At 69.1% G+C, this 22,361-nt stretch carries 20 protein-coding genes and 4 pseudogenes; 9 read left to right on the plus strand and 15 right to left on the minus strand.

The window, feature by feature from the left end:
• Positions 1-38: 38 nt before the first annotated feature.
• The 4 genes and pseudogenes from E0E30_RS02810 to E0E30_RS02825 all read right to left on the minus strand — a co-directional run.
• Positions 39-776 (minus strand): annotated as a pseudogene (locus tag E0E30_RS02810) (ISL3 family transposase); the annotation flags it as partial.
• Between the two features lie 13 nt (positions 777-789).
• Positions 790-1,458 (minus strand): annotated as a pseudogene (locus E0E30_RS13860) (IS3 family transposase); the annotation flags it as partial.
• 5 nt (positions 1,459-1,463) lie between these two features.
• Positions 1,464-1,775 carry a transposase gene (locus E0E30_RS02820; RefSeq protein ID WP_130865003.1) on the minus strand — a complete coding sequence of 104 codons (312 nt, stop codon included), beginning with the start codon at positions 1,773-1,775 and terminating at the stop codon, positions 1,464-1,466.
• 82 nt (positions 1,776-1,857) lie between these two features.
• Positions 1,858-2,862 (minus strand): IS110 family RNA-guided transposase, encoded by a 1,005-nt coding sequence (locus E0E30_RS02825; protein WP_459348729.1) that lies wholly within the window; start codon positions 2,860-2,862, stop codon positions 1,858-1,860.
• A gap of 105 nt (positions 2,863-2,967) precedes the next feature.
• On the opposite strand from E0E30_RS02825, the pseudogene E0E30_RS02830 reads away from it, so the two are divergent.
• A pseudogene (locus E0E30_RS02830) lies at positions 2,968-3,168 on the plus strand (transposase); the annotation flags it as partial.
• A 147-nt stretch (positions 3,169-3,315) separates the two neighbouring features.
• On the opposite strand, the gene E0E30_RS02835 reads toward E0E30_RS02830, so the two are convergent.
• The 5 genes and pseudogenes from E0E30_RS02835 to E0E30_RS02855 form a co-directional block, all read right to left on the minus strand.
• A complete protein-coding gene (locus E0E30_RS02835; RefSeq protein ID WP_130865005.1) occupies positions 3,316-4,308 on the minus strand; it encodes a lipoyl synthase in 993 nt (330 codons plus the stop codon).
• A gap of 43 nt (positions 4,309-4,351) precedes the next feature.
• Positions 4,352-6,589 (minus strand): heavy metal translocating P-type ATPase, encoded by a 2,238-nt coding sequence (locus tag E0E30_RS02840; RefSeq protein ID WP_130865006.1) that lies wholly within the window; start codon positions 6,587-6,589, stop codon positions 4,352-4,354.
• Entirely contained in the window at positions 6,586-8,613 is a 2,028-nt protein-coding gene (locus tag E0E30_RS02845) for a cytochrome c oxidase assembly protein (RefSeq protein WP_411913982.1), read from the minus strand. Before E0E30_RS02845 ends, E0E30_RS02840 begins: the two co-directional genes overlap by 4 nt.
• 89 nt (positions 8,614-8,702) lie before the next feature.
• Positions 8,703-9,074 (minus strand): annotated as a pseudogene (locus E0E30_RS02850) (biotin/lipoyl-containing protein); the annotation flags it as partial.
• Positions 9,075-9,148: 74 nt separating this feature from the next.
• Positions 9,149-10,660: a leucyl aminopeptidase gene (locus E0E30_RS02855; RefSeq protein ID WP_130865007.1), complete on the minus strand. Its 1,512-nt coding sequence runs from the start codon at positions 10,658-10,660 to the stop codon at positions 9,149-9,151.
• Between the two features lie 132 nt (positions 10,661-10,792).
• Between E0E30_RS02855 and E0E30_RS02860 the strand changes: the two genes are divergently transcribed.
• The gene (locus tag E0E30_RS02860; RefSeq protein ID WP_130865008.1) at positions 10,793-11,125 is read left to right on the plus strand and encodes a hypothetical protein; all 333 of its coding nucleotides are present in this window, start codon (positions 10,793-10,795) and stop codon (positions 11,123-11,125) included.
• A gap of 59 nt (positions 11,126-11,184) precedes the next feature.
• On the opposite strand, the gene E0E30_RS02865 is transcribed toward E0E30_RS02860, so the two are convergent.
• Together E0E30_RS02865 and E0E30_RS02870 are read right to left on the minus strand one after the other, a co-directional pair.
• The gene (locus E0E30_RS02865; protein WP_130865009.1) at positions 11,185-11,403 is read right to left on the minus strand and encodes a hypothetical protein; all 219 of its coding nucleotides are present in this window, start codon (positions 11,401-11,403) and stop codon (positions 11,185-11,187) included.
• A gap of 69 nt (positions 11,404-11,472) precedes the next feature.
• Positions 11,473-12,120 (minus strand): DUF3043 domain-containing protein, encoded by a 648-nt coding sequence (locus E0E30_RS02870; protein WP_411914007.1) that lies wholly within the window; start codon positions 12,118-12,120, stop codon positions 11,473-11,475.
• Positions 12,121-12,349: 229 nt separating this feature from the next.
• On the opposite strand from E0E30_RS02870, the gene E0E30_RS02875 reads away from it, so the two are divergent.
• The 7 genes from E0E30_RS02875 (at position 12,350) to E0E30_RS02905 (ending at position 18,143) form a co-directional block, all read left to right on the plus strand.
• On the plus strand, positions 12,350-13,147 hold the full coding sequence (locus E0E30_RS02875) for a PspA/IM30 family protein (RefSeq protein ID WP_130865011.1): 798 nt from the start codon (positions 12,350-12,352) through the stop codon (positions 13,145-13,147).
• Positions 13,144-13,434, plus strand: coding sequence for a PspA-associated protein PspAA (pspAA, locus tag E0E30_RS02880; protein WP_130865012.1), 291 nt, complete (start codon positions 13,144-13,146; stop codon positions 13,432-13,434). Before E0E30_RS02875 ends, pspAA begins: the two co-directional genes overlap by 4 nt.
• 99 nt (positions 13,435-13,533) lie before the next feature.
• Positions 13,534-14,484, plus strand: coding sequence for a glycerate kinase (locus E0E30_RS02885; protein ID WP_130865013.1), 951 nt, complete (start codon positions 13,534-13,536; stop codon positions 14,482-14,484).
• A gap of 147 nt (positions 14,485-14,631) precedes the next feature.
• Complete coding sequence (gene erpA / locus E0E30_RS02890; protein WP_130865014.1) at positions 14,632-14,985, plus strand: iron-sulfur cluster insertion protein ErpA; 354 nt, start codon at positions 14,632-14,634, stop codon at positions 14,983-14,985.
• A gap of 193 nt (positions 14,986-15,178) precedes the next feature.
• A complete protein-coding gene (gene ctaC, locus E0E30_RS02895; protein ID WP_411913983.1) occupies positions 15,179-16,048 on the plus strand; it encodes an aa3-type cytochrome oxidase subunit II in 870 nt (289 codons plus the stop codon).
• Positions 16,045-17,751 (plus strand): aa3-type cytochrome oxidase subunit I, encoded by a 1,707-nt coding sequence (gene ctaD, locus E0E30_RS02900; protein WP_130865015.1) that lies wholly within the window; start codon positions 16,045-16,047, stop codon positions 17,749-17,751. Before ctaC ends, ctaD begins: the two co-directional genes overlap by 4 nt.
• On the plus strand, positions 17,748-18,143 hold the full coding sequence (locus tag E0E30_RS02905) for a cytochrome c oxidase subunit 4 (protein ID WP_130865016.1): 396 nt from the start codon (positions 17,748-17,750) through the stop codon (positions 18,141-18,143). The genes ctaD and E0E30_RS02905 overlap by 4 nt, the downstream gene beginning before the upstream one ends.
• A gap of 236 nt (positions 18,144-18,379) precedes the next feature.
• On the opposite strand, the gene E0E30_RS02910 is transcribed toward E0E30_RS02905, so the two are convergent.
• Genes E0E30_RS02910 through E0E30_RS02925 form a run of 4 tightly spaced genes read right to left on the minus strand, consistent with a single transcriptional unit; the run spans position 18,380 to position 22,079 of the window.
• A complete protein-coding gene (locus tag E0E30_RS02910) occupies positions 18,380-19,669 on the minus strand; it encodes an ABC transporter permease (RefSeq protein ID WP_130865017.1) in 1,290 nt (429 codons plus the stop codon).
• Positions 19,659-20,333 carry an ABC transporter ATP-binding protein gene (locus E0E30_RS02915; protein WP_130865018.1) on the minus strand — a complete coding sequence of 225 codons (675 nt, stop codon included), beginning with the start codon at positions 20,331-20,333 and terminating at the stop codon, positions 19,659-19,661. Before E0E30_RS02915 ends, E0E30_RS02910 begins: the two co-directional genes overlap by 11 nt.
• Positions 20,326-21,762, minus strand: coding sequence for an HlyD family efflux transporter periplasmic adaptor subunit (locus E0E30_RS02920; protein ID WP_130865019.1), 1,437 nt, complete (start codon positions 21,760-21,762; stop codon positions 20,326-20,328). Before E0E30_RS02920 ends, E0E30_RS02915 begins: the two co-directional genes overlap by 8 nt.
• On the minus strand, positions 21,759-22,079 hold the full coding sequence (locus tag E0E30_RS02925) for a hypothetical protein (protein WP_130865020.1): 321 nt from the start codon (positions 22,077-22,079) through the stop codon (positions 21,759-21,761). Before E0E30_RS02925 ends, E0E30_RS02920 begins: the two co-directional genes overlap by 4 nt.
• Positions 22,080-22,361: the final 282 nt, after the last annotated feature.

Genomic DNA, 22,361 nt, shown 5'->3' on the forward strand with positions numbered 1-22,361 from the left:
GAGGTGTTCGAGTCTGCCGTTGATGGCTTCNAGGCTCTTCAGGATCCAGGGTGTAGTCGGGGTCTGAATCCTCCGGTCTCCAGGAGTGATCTGGTGATGTAGTGGGTGAGGTTGCGGAATCCCAGGGCGATGCCGCGGAGGTGGTCGAGTCTGCCGTTGATGGCTTCACTGGGCCCGTTCGAGGTCCCGGGGTGGTCGAAGTAGGCCAGGATGTCGTCGGCCCGCTTCTTCAGGGTGTGGCCCAGAGTGGTGACTTCGGGCAGGGCCTTCGGGACTTTGGTGGCGATCGCGTCGATGAGGTGGGCCATGATGCGTCTGCCCTCGGCACGGTTCTCGGCGCGGTAGGCGGCCACGATCTCCTGGTAGACCGCCCAGGTGACCTGGACCGGGGCGTGGGCGTCGGCGGCGAACACCTGTTCCAGGCGGGCGGCCTGCCGGTCGGTGAGCAGGTCCCGGCCCGTGTGCAGGGTCAGCCTGACCCCGAACAGGGGGTCGCCCGCCCGGCCCCGATGGCCCGTGGTGTCCTGCTGGACGCGTTGGCGGGTGACATCGAGCTGGTCGCCGGCGAGCTGCACGACGTGAAACGGATCCACGACCTCGACCGCGGCCGGGAGTTCTTCGGCGGCTGCGGTCTTGAAGCCGGTGAACCCGTCCATCGCCACGATCTGGATGCGGTCGCGCCAGGCCTGGTCGCGGCCGGCCAGCCAGGTCTTGAACACCTTCTTGGAACGTCCCGCCACCATGTCGAGCAGCCGGGAGGCCCCGGTGCCGTCGCGNCCCGACGGTTCCCGTCGAGGGTGTTGCGCCAAGCTCGACGACCCGGTCGGTGTAGACCATCGACATGTAGTTCGAGCCGTGATCGGCGTGATGGATCAGCCCGTCCAGCGGGCCGTCCGCGCCCCAGGCGGCCATGTCCAGCGCTTGCAGCGGCAGCACCTCCGCGCGCAGCGTCGCCGCGACGTTCCAGCCCACGATCCGACGTGAATAGACGTCGGTGACGAACGCGACGTATGCGAAGCCCGCCCAGGTGGCCACATACGTGATGTCTGCAACCCAGAGTCGGCGCGGCGCGTCCGCACGGAACCGCCGCTGGACGAGGTCCCGCGGTAGGGCCTGCGCCTTGTCCGGCCTGGTCGTGAACACCTTCTTCGACTTGCGAACCCCACGCACTCCCGCGAGGCGCATGAGGCGCTCGGTCTGGTCGCGGCCGATGCCCCACCCCTGCCGTTTCAGGAGAGCATGCATCTTCCGCCGCCCGTAGACGCCGTAGTTCTGCGCATGCAGCCTGGCGACCTCGGGCACCAGCAGCTCGTCGCGCAGCTGCCGGGCGGAGGCTACGCGGGTCTTCGCGGCGCGATACCCGCGGGACGTGATGAATCCCTGCACTGCCGGGCGCAGCGTCCGGCAGATGAGCTCGACCCCGAACCGCTCTCGATACTCGTCGATGAAGCGGATCATCCCGGTCAGGGCCGGTCGAGCTCCTTCGCGACAAACACGCTCGCAGCCTTGAGGATCTCATTCGCCTTCCGCAACTCGGCCACCTCGCGGCGCAGGCGCTTGTTCTCCTCAGCGACATCGCTCGGGACACCGGGCTTCGCGCCGGCGTCGACCTCGCGGCGGCGATGCCACACCCGCAGCGTCTCCGCGCTCATCCCGAGGAGCCCCGCAACATGCCGCACGGCGGACATCAAATTCGAGTGCTCACCAGAGGCCTTGGCCTCATCGAGCATCCGCAGCGCGCGCTCGCGCATCTCGGGAGAGTACTTCTGGTTCATCGTGTTCCATCCTTGCTTCAAGAACGGAACGAAACCCAGGCCGATTCAGNTCAGATTCGAGTGCTCACCAGAGGCCTTGGCCTCATCGAGCATCCGCAGCGCGCGCTCGCGCATCTCGGGAGAGTACTTCTGGTTCATCGTGTTCCATCCTTGCTTCAAGAACGGAACGAAACCCAGGCCGATTCAAGCGGGACTGGCCTGAGGAGTTCTCCGAGGGGACCAGGCCCAGGTAAGAGCCGATCGAGTTGCCGCTGAATCTGTTCCAGTCGCCGATCTCGACCGCCAGCCCGAACCCGGTGAGGGTCGAGATCCCTCGCAGGCAGCCGAGCCGCCTGATCGTGTCGGTCCAAGGGCCGTCGACGGCCATGGCTTCGATCCGCTCGTCGAGACGATCACGGCGCGCCGTGATCGTGACCACACTGTCGTAGGCCTCGTCGAAGGCGGCCTGGAGCAGCGGGGATTCGACGCGCTGCCGCCGCAACCAGGCGTCATGGGCGCCGACCCAGGCCTGCCCACCGGAGTAGACGATCCCGTGACGCAACAGGAGTTTCGAGAGCCGGTGTCGGGATCGCATCAGGTCGGAGCGGCAGTCCTCCCGGGCGCGGACGAGGTCACGGGCTGCTTCGGTGAGCTCGTCGGGGACCGTGACCGCGGTGAACGCGTCAAGCCGGAGCAGGGTCGAGAGGTGTTCCGCGTCGATCGCGTCGGTCTTCACCCGCGATCCGGCCGGCTTCTGCAGCTTCGACGGGGCCGCCACCACGGTCCTGATGTCGTGGGACAGGAGGGTTCGGGCGAGTCCGTATCCGGTCGGTCCGGTTTCGTAGATCGCCGCTGCCGGGCCGGGCAGGGCCTTGATCCAGGCCGTCACTTCCAGGGGATCGGGGCAGAGACGGGCTTTGAAGATTTCTCCGGTCTGGACGTCCATGGCATGCGCCACGACGCTGCGGGCATGCACGTCCAGGCCAACACTCGTACGCTCGGTAAACACCGGGGCCTCCCACGTATGTCGGAAAGGCCAGACAGGCCGCCCCTGTCCGGCAACCCACGCATCGTTGCGCGGTGAGGCCCCGGCCCACCAGAGCCTCACCCCGAAACGGGGTCACCCATACCGTCTAGACCCCGATGGAGTCCCTGATCGCCAAACTCACCAGTACCGTCCCGGCCTGCCTGACCGAGGGTCGCTGCCCTCTGACGGATCCTGAAGAAGCGTGCCGCCGACGTCCCCGCGTTCTTCGACCGGCCCCACACCAGCAACGGCCCCACCGAAGCGATCAACGGACGCCTCGAACACCTCCGCGGCTCCGCACTCGGTTGCCGGAACCTGACCAACCACATCGCTCGCAGCCTCCTCGAGACCGGCGGATTCAGACCCCGCCTACACCCTGCATTGTGAAGAGCCACACGACGATCTGGTGGAGCATGTCACCTTTCGCAATGTATCGTCCGGCCCGGGGATGACATGGTGTTGAGGGTGAGGCTGCGGTCGAACCAAACTCATCCTCACGGCGTCTCGTAAGGCTCGAAGGCACTCTGTGGTGTCTCAACCCTTCGCCGCGAAGGGGGCTGGCGTCGCTCCGTCCCGATACCCCGTGACGATCGTCACCGGACGCTCCCCACGGGCCGCCATGGCTTGCCGGTACAGCCGTCCGGCCCGGTACGAGGATCGTACGAGCGGGCCGCTCATGACCCCGACGAAGCCCAGCTCCTCGGCCTCCTCGGCGAGCTCGTCGAACTCCTGGGGGGTGACCCACCGGTCGATGGGATGGAGCAGCTTGTTGGGACGCAGGTACTGGGTGATCGTCAGCAGATCGGTGTTCGCCTCTCGCAGGGCTGCCATGGCCTCGGAGATCTCCTCGCGGGTCTCGCCCATACCGAGGATGAGGTTCGACTTCGTGATGAGCCCGGCGTCATGGCCACGTCGGAGCACCTCGAGGGACCGGTCGTAGCGGAACCCCGGACGAATCCGCTTGAAGATGCGCGGGACGGTCTCGAGATTGTGGCCGAAGACCTCCGGTCGGGCCTCGAAGACGACGTCGAGCAGGTCGGGGCGCCCGGAGAAGTCCTGGGCGAGCATCTCGACGCCGACGCCGGGATTGCGCGAGTGGATCTGGCGGATCGTCTCGGCGGCCAGCCAGGCCCCCTCGTCGGGCAAGTCGTCGCGGCAGACGCTCGTCACCGTGGCGTAGCGCAGCCCCATCTGGGCCACCGACTCGGCCACTCGACGCGGCTCGTCGGTATCGTAGCCGTCCGGCTTGGCCGAATTGATCTGGCAGAAGTCGCAGCGCCGGGTGCACTTGTCACCACCGATGAGGAAGGTCGCCTCGCGGTCCTCCCAGCACTCGAAGATGTTGGGGCAGCCGGCCTCCTGGCACACCGTGTGAAGTTCGGCGCCCACCATGCGTTTGCGCATGTCGCGGTACTCCGGCCCCATCGTAGCCGTCGTGCGGATCCACCGCGGCTTGTTCTCGATGGGGGTCTGGGAGTTCTTGACCTCGACCCGCAGCAGCCTTCGTCCGTCAGCTTCGACACTCACGCCGGGCAGTCTAACGACCCGTCCCGGTGAAACCCAGCCGGCGTCAGTCGTTGCCCGTGTGGCGGAAGTTCCGAAGTCGCAGCGAGTTCGTCACGACGAGCAGGCTCGACAGGCTCATCGCCAACCCCGAGATGAGCGGGTTGAGCAGCCCGGCGGCGGCGATCGGCACCGCGGCGAGGTTGTAGACGAAGGCCCACACGAGGTTGCCGCGGATGGTGCGCAGGGTGCGACGGGACAGCGCGATGGCGTCGGGGACGACGCGCAGGTCGTGGCGCACGCAGATGATGTCTGCGCTGCGCATGGCGATGTCGGTGCCGGTGACGAGGGCCAGGCCGAGATCGGCCGAGGCCAGGGCGGCGGCGTCGTTGATCCCGTCGCCGACCATGGCGACCGTGTGGCCGCCCGACCGCAGCTCGTCGATGACCCGGGCCTTGTCGGTGGGCAGGACCTCGGCGAGCACCTCGTCGACGCCGAGCCCGGCCCCGACGCTCTCGGCCGCCGCCCGCGAGTCGCCGGTGAGCAGAACGGTGCGCAGCCTCATGGCGTGCAGCTCGTCGATGACCTCGCGGGCCTCAGGGCGGACGGCGTCGGACAGCCGCAGCAGCGCCCGGGCCAGGCCGTCGACCGCGACGAGGACGACGGTGGAGCCAGCTGTCCGGGCCTCGTCGAGGGCGGCGGCCAGGTCGGTGGGGAGCGGGACGTCGTGGTCGGCCAGCAGCGCCGTGTTGCCGACGAGCACCCGGTGTCCCTCGACCTCGCCGATCACCCCGCGGCCCGGGACGGTCGTGGGGGAGGGGCACTCGGGCAGCCGATGGTCGGGGTCGGCGGCGACCGCTGCCGTGACGATGGCGGCGGCGACGGGGTGGGTGGAGTGCTGGTCGAGGGCGGCGGCCAGACGCAGCGCGGTGGTACCGGGATCGCGGCTCCCGGCGTCGTCCGGGGTCGCGGTGACGACGCCGTCCACCGTCATGGTGCCGGTGGTGAGGGTGCCGGTCTTGTCGAGCACGACGGTGTCGATGACCCCGGAGGCCTCGAGGGCGTCCGGGCCCTTGATGAGGATGCCGAGCTGACCGCCGCGTCCCACCCCGACCATGAGGGCGGTGGGGGTGGCCAGGCCGAGGGCGCACGGGCAGGCGATGACGAGCACCGACAGGGCCGCCGACAGGGCGTGACGGGGGCCGGCGTCGGCCAGCCACCAGCCGAGGAAGGTGAGGACGACGATGCCCAGGACGACCGGCACGAAGACCGCGACGACCTTGTCGACGAGTTTCTGGACGTTGGCCTTGCGGGCCTGGGCCTGCTCGGCCAGGGCGGCCATCTGGGCCAGCTGGGTGTGCGCCCCGACCCCGGTCGCGGTGGCCACGAGGCGTCCGGTGAGGTTGACGGTGCCGCCGAGGATCGTCGAGCCCGCCGTGACGTCGACCGGCAGCGGCTCCCCGGTCATCATCGACGCGTCGACGCTCGAGGACCCGGTGGTGACGGTGCCGTCGGCCGGGACGGTCTCCCCGGCCAGGACGACGAAGGTGTCCTGCCGCCGCAGCTGCCCGATGGGCACGACCTCCTCGACTCCGTCGCGCACGACGCGGGCGGTCTTGGCGGCCAAGTCACCCAGGGCGGTGAGCACCGACCGGGCCGACCTCTTGGCGCGGGCCTCGAAGTAGCGGCCGGCCAGGAGGAAACAGGTGACCCCGGCGGCGACGTCGAGGTAGAGGGTGTCGGCGCCGGCCGGGGTAATGCCGTAGCCGAGCCAGTAGCCCTCGGTGTCGGCGGCGCCGATGAGCATCGAGACGACCGACCACGAGAAGCTCGCCAGCACCCCGAGGGAGACGAGGGTGTCCATCGAGGTCGTCCCGTGCCGCAGGTTGGACCACATCGCCTGGTGGAACGGCGCGGCGCTCCAGAGGACGACCGGCAGGGCCAGCACGACGAGCAGCCAGTCCCAGCCGGGGAACCGCAGGCCGGGGGCCAGGGCCAGCACCAGGCCGATGTCCATGAGCGGCAGGGTGAGCAGGGTGGCGACGATGAGCCGGCGTCTCAGGGTGGTGATGCGCTGTTCGGTGAGCTTGTCCGGGTCGACCTCGTCGAGCGGGGCCGCCTGGTAGCCGACCTTCTCCACCGCGGCGATGGCCTCGGGGGTGTCCAGACCGGTGACGAGGGCACGTTCGGTGGCGTAGTTGACGGTGGCGGTGACGCCGTCCATCCGGGAGAGCTTCTTCTCGATCCGGGCGGCGCAGGCCGAGCAGGTCATGCCGCCGATCTGGAGCTGAACGGTGTCGGTCATCGGGGGTCCTCCTCGGGTGTGGTCGGACCGTCGGTGTCGGGGTCTCGCGACGTCGGTGGGGGCGTCGCGACATCTGCCGGGGTGACGGGCGCGTCGGCGGGGGACTGGCCGGCCATCCGCGCGAGCATCTCGTTGTAAGCGGCCAGGGACTCGTCCAGACCGGAGTCCTGGGACCGGTCCAGGCGGCGTTGGTCGCGTCGGTCCGAGAGGAACCACTGGACGCACAGCGCGACGAGGACCAGCGCCATCGGCACCTCGCCGGTGGCCCAGGTGATCTGGCCGCCGAGGTTCTGGTCGTGGGCCAGGTCGTGCACCCACGGCACCGACAACGTCCGGTAGTAGTTCTCGCCGATGATGTCGTGGGCCCCCATGGTGATGACGGCGAAGAACGAGTGGAAGGGCATGGCCGTGATGACGAAGCCGAGCCGACCGATGTGCGGCAGGGAGGCCGGCAGCTCGTCCAGTCCGATGACGTACTCGAAGAGCATCGTCCCGGCGAAGAGGAAGTGCAGCAGCATCCACTGGTGGCCCCAGTGGTAGCGCATGAGGACACCGAAGACGGGCGTGAAATAGGTGACGTAGAAGCTCGCGACGAAGACGACCCAGCCGGCGAAGGGCCCGAAGAGGGTCTTGGTGGGACGCCATCTCAGCAGGGAATCGACGGTGTTGCCCGCGCCCAGCAGCGGCCCGTCGTTGCGCAGCACCTGGCGCAACAGGGTCATCGGGGAGCCGAGGACGAGCAGCGCCGGCACGAGCATGTTGAACGTCATGTGGACGAGCATGTGCCAGCTGAACATCATCGACGAGTACTCCCACAGGCCCGCGACGGCCAGGTAGGCGACGACGACCCAGCCGGCGATCCACGCCCCGGTGCGCGCCCCCGGCCAGGCCTGACCGCGTCGACGCAGCGCGACGGTCGCCAGGACGTAGCCGACGATGCCGCCGACGGCCAGCGTGAGGAAGAGGATGTTGGGTCGGCCCGGCAGCATGAGACGAGCGACGGTCGGCGCCCCGGGGAACTCGTAGCCCAGGTAGTTGACCTGCGGGGTCTGCGGGACGAGGTAGCGCGGCGGGATGAGCTGGGTCGAGGCCCCGGTGATGAGGAGACAGACGGCTGCCAGGGCCACCTGGAGACGCACGGTGAGGCGACGCTCGTGGACGAGGGTGAGGGAGAACCACAGCGTCCCGGCTGCCAGGAGGACGACCCGACCGATGCCCCACCGGCTGGCGAATGGGGACGCGCCGGCCAGCCCCTGCCAGGTGACGACGACCTGCCCGGCGACGAGCAGGGCCGTCGAGATGCGCAGTGGCCAGCGGGTGCGTCGGGCGCAGGCCTCGAAGAGCAGCCGGTCGCCCAGGACCATGGCCAGGGCCGACCCGGCGGCGACGACGAGGGCGACCCCGGCGATGAGGCCGGAATCGGTGGAGAAGTCATGGTCGAGGCCGACGGAGATCGAGCCGTTGACGATGACCGGGATCCCGGCGGCCACGACGAGGCCGCTGGTGAGCAGCAGCCCGCCGGCCGACGTGGCGGTGAGGCTCACCAGCGAGACGACCAGTCCGAGGGCGGCCATGACGAGCCAGGCGGTCACCGAGGGCGTCGAGGTGAGGTAGGTCGGCAGGTCTCCGACGACCTGCCCGACGGGCAGTCCGGCGCTGTCGGCGGCCTCCAGCGGCACCATGACGAGGGCCGCCAGGGTCCAGATCTGGCTGTTGATCCAGGCTGGTCGGCCAGCGGTCCGAGTGCGGTCGCGCATGTCGCGTCGCGGACCGAGGATGGTGGCCAGAAGCAGCAGGGCCAGGGTCGCCGCCAGGAACGTCCAGGCGATGGTTGCCGTGACGCCATGGGCGATGCTCGTCGCCGGGTCGGGGTTCTCCCGGCCGAGCAGACGCGGCTCCAGGGGCCGGGCCGAGGCGATGACCCCGGTGCACACCGCCATGACCACGGCGGCTGCCGAGCCGAGGGTCACCGTCCGGCGATCGAGGTGCGGGGCGGCGGTGGGGCGGGCGCTCGCGGTGTCCATCGGGCTCATCCCAGCGGGTGGAGGAAGGCCGGGTGGGCGGTGCGGGGGATGTCCGGGCTCATCGCGTAGGGCTGGAACGACATGAGCTGGGTGAGGATCGGCTCGAGCTCGTGGGCNGGGGGGGGCGGCGGCGGGGTGGGCTCAGGTGGCGGGGGGGGAGGAGGGGCAGGCGCGGGGGTCGGGGCGGGGGTGGCGGCCGGTGCCGGTGCGGCCGGGGCGGCGGAGGCGTCGCCGATGATGGCGAGGACGGCGCCGACCTCGGCCTCCTCGTCCTCCTGGACGCGGATCTCGAGGAGGGTGCCGGCGGCGGGGCTGGGGACCTCGGTGTCGACCTTGTCGGTGGAGACCTCGACGAGTGGCTCGTCGACGGCGACGGTGTCGCCGACGGCCTTGAGCCAGCGCGAGACGGTTCCCTCGGTGACGGACTCACCCAGGGCGGGCAGGGTTACTTCAGTCGACATGTGGTGGAGCTCCTTTGCAAGCCGCAACGTACGGGACTCAGCCTAGCCCGCTACGCGCCGATGTGCAGTTTCTCTCAGGACGCCAGGGCTGCCGCCAGGTGGACGAGGGTCCGCACGCCGAAGCCGGTGGCCCCCACCGGTGTGTAGTCGTGGGCCTTGCCCTCGTTGAACGCCGGGCCGGCGATGTCGAGGTGGGCCCAGTCGGCGTCGGGTGCGACGAACCCCTGGAGGAAGGCCGCAGCGGCCATGGCGCCACCCTGCCGGGCTCCGGACGACTTGACGTCGGCGATGTCGGAGTGGAGGCCCTCACGGACCTCATCGGTGATGGGCAGCTCCCAGAAGTTCTCGCCGGCGGCCTCGGAGGCGTCGAGCAGGGTGTCGGCGGCCTCGGTGGACGACGCCATGAGCCCGGCCCAGGTGTTGCCCAGGGCGACCATGCAGGCTCCGGTGAGGGTCGAGATGTCGACGACCATGTCGGGACGGTCCTCGGCGCTGCGGGCCAGGGCGTCCGCCATGACGATGCGACCCTCGGCGTCAGAGTTGGCGTTCTCCACCGTCCGACCGCCGTACATCGTGAGGACGTCGGAGGGACGCCACGCCGATCCGGACGGCATGTTCTCGGCCATCGCCGCGTAGCCGACGACGCGGACGCCCAGGCCCAGGCGCGCGATGGCCTCGACGGCGGCCAGAACGGCAGCGGCCCCGCCCATGTCGCACTTCATGGTGTACATGCCGTCCTGGGTCTTGATGTCCAGGCCGCCCGAGTCGAAGGTGATGCCCTTGCCGACGAGGGCCAGGGTCGTCGTCGCTCCGGCCGGGGCGTACTCGACGCGCACGAACCGTGGCGGACGGACCGACCCGCCACCGACGGCGAGGATGCCACCGTAGCCGCCGTCGGCCAGGGCCTTCTCGTCGAGGACGTCGACGGTGGTGTCGGCGATCCCGGTGAAGCGCTCGACCGCCGAGGCGGCGAAGGTCTGCGGGTAGAGGAGGTTCGCCGGGGTGTTGACCCAGTCGCGGGCGGTGGTGACGACGTCGGCGAGGATCTCGGCCTTGCGCAGCTCGTCCTTGGCACCGCGGGCCTGGGAGACGACGGTGATCGAGGCGATGGCCGGGGTCGACGGTTGCCCGGTGATCCGGGGGATCCGGTAGGCGCCGAGCAGGGCGCCCTCCGCGGCGACGCGGACCCGCTCGGGGGTCGTCGTGCCCATGTCGAGGCTCACCTTGAGGCTGCGGCCGTCGGCCAGCTCGGCGGCGGCGCGCACCGCCGACCCGGCGGCCCTGCGCACGGTCTCGTCGTCGAGATCCTCGCCGCCGACGCCGACGAGGACGATCGATCCCGATCCCCACGGCAGCGCCGTGGTGCTGCCGAGCTTCGTCGACGCCCCCAGCCGGCGGGCGACCGTGGCCAGGTCGGCCCCCAGGCCCGTCTCGGCCTCCTTGACTGCCTTGGGGGCCAGCCCGATCACCGACGGTTCGTCATCGGTGCCGGCCAGGGCGGCGATGACGACGTCGGCCCCGGACGCCGACCGGGAGACCTTGAGTGCGGGCCGAGGCGTGGAGAGCAGGGAGGTTGCGGTGGGCACGAGGCGGTCCTTTCATCGACGACGACGCGGATGTCGTTCAGCCTAACCGGTCCCGACGACAACCTGCAGGTAGGGTGACCCGGCGAAGCCGACCGACCTGCGCCCGGCGGCGTCGAGACCCCAGGAGGAGACATGTCACGCACCGACGCCCGCCCGTCCGTCCCCAGGCGTGGGCGTCTGCTCCTCGACCTGCTCCTGGCCGCCGCGGGAGTCGCGCTGGTCCTCTGGGGGATCATCGCGATGGCCGACCCGTCGATCAGTTGTCGCGGGGTGACGATGGGCCCGGGCGACGTCTGCCACAAGTCGTCCTTCACGGCGACGAACACGTCGACGACTCAGACCTACGAGCAACGGCGGCGCGCCGTCGCCCAGTCGCGGCCGGTCGTCATCGGGCTGGGTGTCGTCGCGGCCGGGTACGGGGGAGCGATGGCCGCGGCGCGGGTGCGCAGGGCACGCCGGGACTGAGCGACGCCGAGCCCGGGGCGGGCCCGGACAGGGACCGGCTGTCCACGGTCCGCGGTCGATCAGCCCTCGGCCAACGACATCGGCCCGTAGACCGGGGTCTCGTCCTCGAGGAGCGTGACCGCTTCGACGCCGATCTCCGCGAGGTCCTCCCAGGCGCTGGAGAGCCAGGCCTCGGCGTCCTCGCGGGTGTCATAGGTGTTGCCGGCACCGAGGGCGGCGAGATCCTCGGCGATGGCTACCGACAGGTGCGGCTGTGTGAGGACCCAGGAGAAACTCATGGTCCAACTGCACCACCGCGCGCCCGCCGGGGCAAGGGATTCGGACAGATCGCGCCCGGCCCCCGCAGCTCAGCCGTGACGGTGCGCTCCCCGCTCCACCCTCGGGGCGGGGGTGCGCCACCGCCGCGGGGTCATGATGCGGTTGTTGAGGTAGCTCAGCAGCCCGCGTCGACTGGACGACGGACGCTTGGCGTCGAGTTCCTTCTTCACTCCCCGCCACAGGCGCCACGTGTCGACGGCCCAGCCCAGGAGGGTGGCCAGCATGACGAGCGAGAGGATGTTGACGACCTGGATGGCGCGCGGTGCGAAGATGAGGATGCCGAGCCACACCGCCATGACGAGCAGGAAGATCGGCATGATGAACTCGCTGAAGGTCCACCGGGAGTCGACGTAGTCGCGGATGAGGGCCCGCTCCGGTCGATTCTCGGCGGCCTCCATGGCGGCGATCCGGCGATCCTGGCGGGCCCGACGATCGTGGCGACGTTGCTCCTTGGGAGTGAGCACCGGGTGCAGGCGCTCGCGTCGAGCCGCCTCGGCCTGAGCCCGCGTCGGCGTCGGACCCTCCTTGGGGCGGCGCGTCGAACGGGCGGACGACGTGGACGGGGCGGACGGCTCCGGGGTCGATGTCTGCTCGACCTTCGCGGGCTCGTCGACCCGCCTGTCGGAGGTGTTCTTCGTCTTGGTCTCACCCTGCTGGTAGGGGCGGAACAGTCCCACGATCTCGTCCTCGGTGTCGGCGCTGTCCCCGGTCTGGGGTCGGGTGGTCATTCTAGGACCTGGGGTGCGTCAGTACCCAGCTGGTGCACCGGAAGTGTGGGGTGCACCCCCGTCTTCCCCCGAGATCGCCCCAGGTGTGCAGCGCGATGTCCTGTCGACGCTTGCCACACCCCGTAGGCTTGTCGTACCCGAGCAGGGCCGTACCGATGGGAAGGATCCGACACCACTCATGGCTGGAATATTCGAGCGACTCTCGACGATCTTCCGTTCCAAGGCCAACAAGGTCATGGACAAGGTCGAGGATCCCCGCGAAACCCTTGACTACTCCTACCAGCGCCAGCTCGAGATGCTGCAGAAGGTGCGCCGCGGGGTGGCCGATGTCGCCACGAGCCGCAAGCGCATCGAGCTGCAGGCCAAGCAGATCGACGGCGAGATGACCAAGATGCAGAACTCCGCCGCCCGCGCCCTCGAGCAGGGTCGGGAGGATCTGGCCCGAGAGGCCCTCACCCGCAAGGCGGGGCTCCAGGCCCAGCTCAACGACCTGCAGGCCCAGCACGCGACCCTCCAGGCCGAGGAGGAGAAGCTCATCACCGGCTCCCAGCGGCTCCAGGCCAGGGTCGACGCCTTCCGGACCAAGAAGGAGACGATCAAGGCCACCTATTCGGCGGCCGAGGCCCAGACGCGGATCAACGAGGCCTTCACCGGGCTGAGCGAGGAGATGGGCGACGTCGGCCTTGCCATCCAGCGGGCCGAGGACAAGACGATGGAGCTCCAGGCCCGCGCCGGTGCCGTCGACGAGCTCATCGCCATCGGCGCCATCGAGGACCCGACCCGGGCCCCGGGCGACGACATCAGCCGCGAGCTCGACGCGCTCGCCTCGACCTCGGCGGTCGAGTCCGAGCTCAGCGCCCTCAAGGCACAGCTGGCCGCCGGCCGGTCCGAGGCGGGCGAACTCGAGGCGGGCCGCTCCTCCTCGTCGAGTGCGGTCCAGCGGGTCGACAACGATGCCCAGGGAGGCCAGCGATGATCATCCGAATCGTGGGCGAGGGCCAGTGGAGCGTCCCCGACGACAAGCTGGGCGCCCTCAACGAGATCGATGCGCGTGTCGAGCACGCCGTCGAGACGGCCAACCAGACCGAGCTCACCGCAGCCCTGTCCGACCTCGTCACCATGGTGCGCACCGAGGGTGCGCCGATCGGTGACGACGTCGTCACGGACTCCGACCTCATCGTCCCGGACGTCTCCTCGACCATCGAGGAGATCACCGTCTGGCTGTCCGAGAACGCCGCCGGCGACGGACTCATCCCCGGCTGACCGGTGCGCGTCCTCATCATGACGGACGCCTGGGGTTCGGTTCCCTCGGCGTCCGTGGGGACCGCGCTGGGCCGAGCCTGGGCGGCCCGAGGTGCCCGGGTGGCCGTCGTCCCCCTGGGGACGGTCGACGTCCCGCCGACCGGTGCCGGCGATGCGGTCGGCACCGGGTTCGCGCGGGCCTGGGCCGACCTGCACCATGGCGAGGCGCAGGTCGTTCGCGTCGGCGGGTTCGACGTCCTCACCGAGCGTGACGGGTCCCGTCTCCTCGTCCGACCCTCGCTCGGTGCACCCGACGAGACCCGGTGGGAGACCGACTCGTCCGTCCTGGCGCAGGTGCTCGACCAGGTCGTCGGTGACGGCGTCGACCACGTCGTCCTCGAGCTCGACGAGGTGCCCTGGCGAGACGGCGGACGCGGCTTCGTCTCCTCGTGGCGGGCCGGCCGGGCGTGGCCGCGCGGGGTGCGCGTCGATCTGGCCACCAGCGCCGACCGGGCCCGGGCCGCGCTCACCGGGCTGCGCGGGGTCGTCTCGCTGGAGGGACGCGGCCAGGGCATGGATCCGGCCCGGATGCTGCAGCTCGACCAGGACCTGTGCGACTGGGCCGAGCAGTTCACGGGTGACCCGAGGGCCGGCGAGCGACCCGGGTCCGGGGCGGCCGGGGGAGTGGGGCTGACCGTGCTGGCGCGTGGCGGCGTCGTCACCACCGGTCCGCGTCTGCTCATGGCGGACGCCGACGTCGAGCGGACCCTGGCCGGCGCGGACCTCGTCGTCACGGGATGCCCTGAGCTGAATTTCGGCACCATGGGCGGCGAGGTCGTCGCCGACGTCACCGCAGCCGCCGCTGAGCACGGGGTGCCCGTGCTCGCCGTCGTCGGGCGCAACTGGATCTCGGCCCGCGAACTGCGCCAGATGGGCCTGGAGGCCGCCCAGCCGCTGCTCGACGAGGTCGGCGGGCATGACGGGGGACCGGCCGAGGAGACACCCTGGCAGGCCGATCCGACGTGGCTCACGCGGGCCGTCGAGCCCGTCGTGCGCACCTGGTCGTGGTGACCGACCCGGGGCGAACCGCTGTGGTGAAGTCGTCGGATCTCGTTACCATGGGAGGCGCGTGACGGGAGAACACACCCGCCGGAGCCGTTCCGACGGCTCTCCACCACCCGGGTCGTCCCCCGGGGCCGTCCACACAGGAGTTTCACCATGAGCGACACCCTCACCGAGTCGACCGTCGACGGCATCATCCTCACCGATGCCGCCGCCGCGAAGGTCAAGTCCCTGCTCGAGCAGGAGGGTCGGGACGACCTGGCCCTGCGCCTGGCGGTCCAGCCCGGCGGCTGCTCCGGCCTGCGCTACCAGCTCTTCTTCGACGAGCGTCACCTCGACGGCGACATCGTCAAGTCCTACGACGGGGTCGACGTCGTCACCGACCGGATGAGCGCCCCGTACCTGTCCGGCGCCACCATCGACTTCATGGACACCATCGAGAAGCAGGGGTTCACCATCGACAACCCCAACGCGACGAGCACCTGCGCCTGCGGCGACTCCTTCCACTGAGCCCCCACTGAGCCGGCGGACGGGTGCGCCGGCCCCCACGGAGCCGCCACCCCACCCGGACCGCCCTTGACGACCCCCGTCGCCCCTCGTCCCGCCACGCGGCGGACGGGGGGCGACTTTTTCGCTATTGTTCGCTGTGACAGAGGTAACAACACCGGGCCTCGGCAGGTGTGCGGTGCGGGAAGGGTGAGACGTGGAACCCAAACTCGACTGGCAGCGTGGCGGACGCCGACGCCGGACGATCGTGGCGGCAGCACTGGTGCTGCCTCTCATCGCCGGGTGTTCGTCCGTCGGACAGGGGCAGGCGGCGAGGTTCGGTCTCGTCCATGCCGCCTCCGACCGTGCCGTCCACATGGGTGATCTGTGGACCGGCGGCTGGATCGCGGCACTGGCCATCGGCGTGCTCGTGTGGGGGCTCATCGGCTACGCCGTCATCCGGTTCCGTCGTCGCTCCGGTGACCCGGAGATCCCCCACCAGACGCGCTACCACCTGCCCCTCGAGGTCGTGTACACGATCGTCCCCTTCCTCATCATCGGGGTGCTCTTCTTCTACACGGTGCGCACCCAGAACTCGGTGCTCGAGAAGGACGCCAAGCCGCAGCACCAGATCAACGTCGTCGGCCAGAAGTGGTCGTGGACGTTCAACTACATGGAGGCCGACAATCCCGCTGCGGGCGGGGTCGTCACCCACGAGATCGGGACGCTCGAGAAGATCCCGGATCTCTACCTCCCGGTCAACGAGTCGGTGCGATTCAACCTCCACTCGGCCGACGTCATCCATTCCTTCTGGGTGCCGGCGTTCTACTTCAAGCTCGACGTCATTCCCGGACATCCCAACAGCTTCGATCTCACCCCGACCAAGGTGGGGACCTACGACGGCAAGTGCGCAGAGTTCTGCGGCACCTACCACGCGAACATGATCTTCAAGGTGCACGTCGTGCCCGTCGCGGAGTACAACGCGTACCTCAAGACCCTCAAGGACCAGAAGCAGACCGGCGAGATCAAGCCGGCGAAGTCGGTCGACGCCCTGACCGTCAACGCCAAGGAGAGTGAGCCGAAGTGAGCACGACCCCTGTCGCCGCGCACCACGCCCCCGAACCGCACGGGTACGGGGCCAAGGTGTGGGACTACATGACGACGACCGACCACAAGAAGATCGGGCGGCTGTACTTCGGCACGTCCCTGTTCTTCTTCGCCTTCGGTGGAATCCTGGCCCTCATCATTCGCGCCGAGCTGGCCTACCCGGGCATGCAGTTCGTCAACTACGAGACGTTCAACCAGCTCTTCACCATGCACGGCACGATCATGCTGCTCATGTTCGCGACGCCGTTGTTCTCGGGATTCGCGAACTACATCATGCCGTTGCAGATCGGCGCCCCCGATGTCGCCTTCCCGCGACTCAACCAGTTCGCCTTCTGGCTGTACCTCTTCGGCTCGATCATCGCCTGCCTCGGATTCCTCACCCCGGGCGGCGCCGCGAGCTTCGGCTGGTTCGCCTACGCACCACTGTCGGACGCCATCAACTCCCCGGGAGTCGGCGGTGACCTGTGGGTCATGGGCCTGTACCTGCTCGGTCTGTCGTCGATCCTCGGATCGGTGAACTTCGTGACGACGATCGTCACGATGCGTACCCCGGGCATGACGATGTTCCGGATGCCGATCTTCACCTGGAACATCCTCGTCACCTCGATCATGGTGCTCATCTGCTTCCCGGTGCTCTCGGCCGGTCTGCTCGTCCTCGAGGCGGATCGCCGACTCGGGGCGCACATCCTCGACGCCGCCAATGGCGGCCCGATCCTCTGGCAGCACCTCTTCTGGTTCTTCGGCCACCCCGAGGTGTACATCATCGCCCTGCCGTTCTTCGGCATCATCACCGAGATCCTGCCGGTCTTCAGCCGCAAGCCGGTCTTCGGCTACGTCGGTCTGGTCTTCGCGACGATCGCCATCGGCGGCCTCTCGATGTCGGTGTGGGCGCACCACATGTTCGTCACCGGCGCCGTGTCGCTGCCGTTCTTCTCGTTCATGACCTTCACCATCGCCGTCCCGACGGGCGTGAAGTTCTTCAACTGGATCGGCACGATGTGGGGCGGGTCGTTGAGTTTCGACACGCCGATGCTCTGGGCCCTCGGCTTCCTCACGACCTTCCTCTTCGGTGGCCTCACCGGCGTCATGCTCGCCAGCCCGCCGATGGACTTCAACGTGTCCGACAGCTACTTCGTCGTCGCCCACTTCCACTACGTCCTCTTCGGCACCGTGGTCTTCGCGATGTTCGGTGGCTTCTACTACTGGTGGCCCAAGATCACCGGCAGGATGCTCGACGAGACGTGGGGCAAGATCCACTTCTGGCTGCTCTTCGTCGGCTTCCACACGACCTTCCTCGTCCAGCACTGGCTGGGGATCGAGGGCATGCAGCGACGTATCGCCGACTACGGCGCCTGGGAAGGGTTCACCCTGCTCAACCAGGTGTCGACCTTCGGTGCCTTCCTGCTGGGTGTCTCGATGCTGCCCTTCGCCTGGAACGTGTGGATCAGCCGCAAGCACCCCAAGGTCGAGGTGGACGATCCCTGGGGTTGGGGTCGCACCCTCGAGTGGGCCACCTCGTGCCCGCCGCCGGCCCACAACTTCACCCGTATGATCCGGGTCCGCTCGACCTCCCCGGTCTTCGACGCCAACCATCCCGAGGCCGCCGAGCACCGGGCCCAGGTCGCCGAGGCCGATGAGCCGCGTGAACTCGTCCACTCCGGCAGCAAGGGGGATGCCCGATGAAGTCCGAGCGCTGGGTGTTCGGGGGGCTCGCCCTCTTCTACGCCCTCATGGCGGTCATCTACTGGTTCACCACCCACGAGGTGGTCGGCGTGTGGGTGCTCGGCCTGTCCGCCGCGATGGGCCTCATGGTCTACTTCTACGTCCGGGTGCTCAGTCGCAGGATCGACCCGCGCCCCTCGGACGACAAGGAGGCCGAGGTCATCGACGGGGCCGGGGTCATCGGCTTCTTCCCGCCCAAGAGCATCTGGCCGTTCTGGTGCTCCGTGACGATCGCGGTCATGTGCCTGGGGGTCGTCTTCGGGTGGTGGCTCACCGTGCTCGGCATGGGCATCGGCATCTGGGCCGTCTCCGGCTGGTGCTTCGAGTTCTACCGGGGTGACTACGCCCACTGAGGGATCGTCGCCGTCTTCACCATCGCCGTCGCGGACATCGTCCGCGGCGGCGATGTCGTGTCGGGTCCCGGACCCGACCGCCACGATTCACCGCGCAACCGCCGAGGTGGCCCGTTCGGATGGGATCGGGTGAGTTGCGCGGGGATCTGTGGCGGTCAGGTGCGCCGAGGTCCTGGCAGGCAGGTGGTGCGCTCGGGATGGAAGGCGGAGCGTGACGGTCCTGCGTGCCCACGCCGTCAGGACCGCAGCGCCTCGATCGGTTCGATCCTCCCGGCGCGCCAGGCGGGGATGAGGCCCGCCAGGACGCCCACCAGGGCACCGATGAGCGGGCCACCGACGGCCAGCCGCCAGTCGAGGACCGCCGTCCACTGACGGGCCACACACACGGCGACGACGGTGATGACGCCCACACTGGCTCCTACCAGACCACCGAGCAGCCCGATGAGAGTCGACTCGATGAGGAACTGCGCCACGATGTGACTGGGGCGGGCGCCGATCGCTCGACGCAGACCGATCTCGGTGGTCCGTTCGATGATCGCGACGAACGTCGTGTTGGCGATGCTGATCATCCCGACGACCAGGCTCACCCCCGCCAGCAACAGCATGAGTCCGGTGAGGTCGGAGGACACCGCATTGCGCAGGCTCAGCGGGTCGGGTGGCGCGGCGACGGTGACCGAATCGGGGCCATCGGGCTTGATGGCGGTGGCGAGCTGACTGGCGACGACCTGCGCGGCACCGTCCCGGGTGCTCACCCAAAGGGTCTGGTCGGTGTGGCGGCGTCCTTCCGGGTACACCTGTCGCGCGGTCCCGACAGGAATGATGACCGAGCTGAGCAGCTCGGCATGGGCCTTCGCCCCCGCGAGAACGCCGAGCACCTCGAAGCGTGTCCCGTCGATCCACACACTGGCTCCGGGCTCCCATGCACCGAATCCGATGCTGCGAGCCAATTGCGGACCCAGGTACGCCACTCGCTCTGCGGATGCGTCGAGCCGGGGCGACATCGGTACTCCGGAATCGGTGGTCGCCTGGGCGATGGCCATGAAGTCCGGCGAGACGGCCATGACGTGGGTCTGGGAACCTTCCCGGCGAGGATCGGTGGACACGCGGGAGGTGTCCTGGAGGGCGTACCCGAAACCGGCGTGCTCCACGCCGTTGATGCGCATCGCCCGAGCCGGGGCATCGGCAGGCAGCGGAACGTGGTCGTCACGGATCGTCGCGGAACGGGCGCTCACCTCTGCCGCGAGGATCGGGTTGAACCGGCTGGTGATCTGCACGGCAGCCGAGTTCGTCAGCCCCAGCACGACGATGAGCACCGCGACACCGAGCACGGTGCCCACGGCGGTGAGGACCGAGCGTCCGGGCCGCTGCAGGACACCTGCCAGGGCCTCACGCCAGATGTCGGCTGCACGGACCCGGGTGGTCGGCGGCAGGTCCTCGTCCCGGCCGTCATTGCGCGGACGTCCTTGCCGTCGCCTGCGTAACGGGACGGCGTGCTGCCATCGGCGAGGCCGCGGATCACTGCTCACGGGTCATCCACCCATCCTTGGCGACGAGCCGCTGCTGGCCCATCGCGGCGATGCCAGGGTCGTGGGTGATGACGACGACGGCCACCCCGCTCTCATTGAGCGCAGTGAGCAGGTCCATCACCTGCGCCCCGTTGCGCGAGTCGAGATTGCCGGTCGGCTCGTCACACAGCAGGAGCGACGGTGAGCCCATGAGGGCGCGTCCGATGGCGACCCGCTGCATCTCACCTCCGGACAACTGCCCGGCCATGGCGTCGGTACGGTGCGACAGCCTGACCCGCTCGACGATGCCGAGGGCCTGCTCCCGGCGCCGGCGAGGATCAAGGTGCTGGTAGACACCTTGCAATTCGATGTTCTCGAGCACCGTGCGTCCCGGCAGCAGGAAGAACGACTGGAACACGAAGCCGAGCTGGGTCGCTCGCAGGGCGGTGCGATGACGTTCTCGCAGGGGTGAGGTGGCCAGCGAGTTGAGGTACACCTCGCCGCTCGTCGGCCTGTCGAGCAAGCCGGCCAGGTGCAGCCAGGTCGACTTGCCCGACCCGCTGGGGCCGCTGATCGTGACGAACTGTCCGGCCGCCACGTGCACGGTGCACGCGTGCAGGGCGGTGACGGTTGGTGGCCCGGGGTAGGTGCGTTCGACCCGGTCGAATGCCAGGACCTCACTCACCGACGATCACGGCGTCCTTCTCGGTGAGGGTGGCGCCGTTGACCGGTGTCACCTCAATGCGCCCGTTGCCGTCTATTCCCGTGACGACCTTCACCCGGACGGTCGTGCCGTCGGGCTTCCTCACTCGGACGTGTGCACTTCCGTCCGAGTCGTTGGTCACCGCGACGAGGGGCACGTTGAGGACGGGCCTCTTGCTGAGCGCCGTGTCGATCATGACCCGTAACTCCTTGCCGAGCTGGGAGCCCGGAAGTGCCGTAGTCGGTGTGACGACGGCTCGGATGCCCCCTTCCGTCGTGTCGGTGTCCTGCGATGAGGTGTCCGAGGAATCGGTCTTGGAATCCGAGGGGGTCGTGTCATGCGAGATGGACGTGACGGTGCCCGGGTACTCCTTTCCGTCGTCGCCGAGGACGCGTGCGACCTGGCCCACCTTGACCGAGTCGGCATCGGCTTGGGACACCGCCACGGTGGCCACGAACGGCCCGCTCACCATCTGCATCGAGGTGGACGCAGTGCTCACCCCCAGTTCGGCTCGTACGGTCGCGGTGGCCGGGAAGGACGGCACGTACAGCAGTTCGCGCGAGCCTACGACGACGCCGGCGCTTGCCTCCTGGGAGGCGAGCTTGCGTGTGGCATCCGCGACGGCCGCATCGGCATCACTGACAGCCTCCTCGGCCTTGGTGAGCGCGAACCGGGCATCATCGATGTCGTCGGCACGGTTGCTGGAGTCCTCGGCCCGCGACGTCTCCGTCGCACCGCTCGACGAGGACGCCTGTGGCGCGGTGGGGACTGCGGGTGTCTGCTGGGCTCGGGCCAGGGAGCGACGAGCCTTGTCCAGGTCGTGTCGGGCGTCTCTGGCGGCGCGTTTCGCTGCGGTGAGGGCCGTGCGCGCCTCGGCGACCTCGGTGCCGCCGCGGGTGGTGGGGGAGTAGTGGTGCGACGCGTAGAGCTTGCGAATGGCGGCTTGGGCGTTGGGGCCGAAGGACGTCTCACCGCCGACCGAGTATCCCAGTGAGGTGAGCGCGGTGAGAAGCTGCGTGACGTCGGCCCCGCGCAGGCCCGGGGTGATGTCGCGGTAGTTGGCCAATGCGCCAGCGAGCGCAAAGGTGGGACGCCCATTGACCTCGAGGACGACCGTTCCAGCCTTGACGGTCGCTCCGTTGCCGACCGGCAGCGAGGTGATGACGTCGCCGGGGCGAATGGCGACCTGGGTCGTGTTGCGGCGCGCGACCGTCGCTCCCGCGCTGATACTGCGGCGTACCACGGACATCGTCACCGGCTCGGTGAGGACAGTGCGCGGCGGCGGCGCGGTCTCGACTCGTTTCTGGGCCGGGGACTTGATGAAGACGCCCGCAACGAGGCCCACGACAAGACTCACTGCGGCGACGAGAACCATGATGATGAGGCCGCGACGCCGACCGGAGATGCTCATCGGCCCGCCAGGATCGACGTGGCCTTCGCCAGACCCTTGGCGTATCCGTCGGAGACCTCCTGGATCTCGGCGCCGTGTGTGTCGAGCCATTGGGTCTGGTATGCCGAGTCGACGGCGTACATTGTTCCGGCGAGATTGACCTTCTGCGAACACTTGGCATCCGTGCGGGTGAACGCAACGGACACCCCGCCCTTGTTGTCAGTGACCGCATGCGCCTCATCGGCGCCGCCTGCCCACGTCTTGACGGCGTATCCTCGGGCGTTCATGCAGGAGATCCACTCCTTCTGCTTGGCGACGACTCGGGAATCGCCCTCCATGCGTTGCCGAGCATCCTCGAGGCCGTCGGACAGGAGCTTCTGCAGCTGTTGGTCGAAGGGAGCGCTGACGAAGAGCGCTTTGTGGGCCTCCGCCGTGCAGCCGCCCTTGGGTAGAGGGGCACCATGGGAATCGGCGATCTTCGACGGGTTCCCGGCTCTTCAGGATCCAGGGTGTAGTCGGGGTCTGAATCCTCCGGTCTCCAGGAGTGATCTGGTGATGTAGTGGGTGAGGTTGCGGAATCCCAGGGCGATGCCGCGGAGGTGTTCGAGTCTGCCGTTTGA

The sequence above is a fragment of the Acidipropionibacterium timonense genome (assembly GCF_900605005.1).
GTDB lineage: Bacteria > Actinomycetota > Actinomycetes > Propionibacteriales > Propionibacteriaceae > Cutibacterium > Cutibacterium timonense.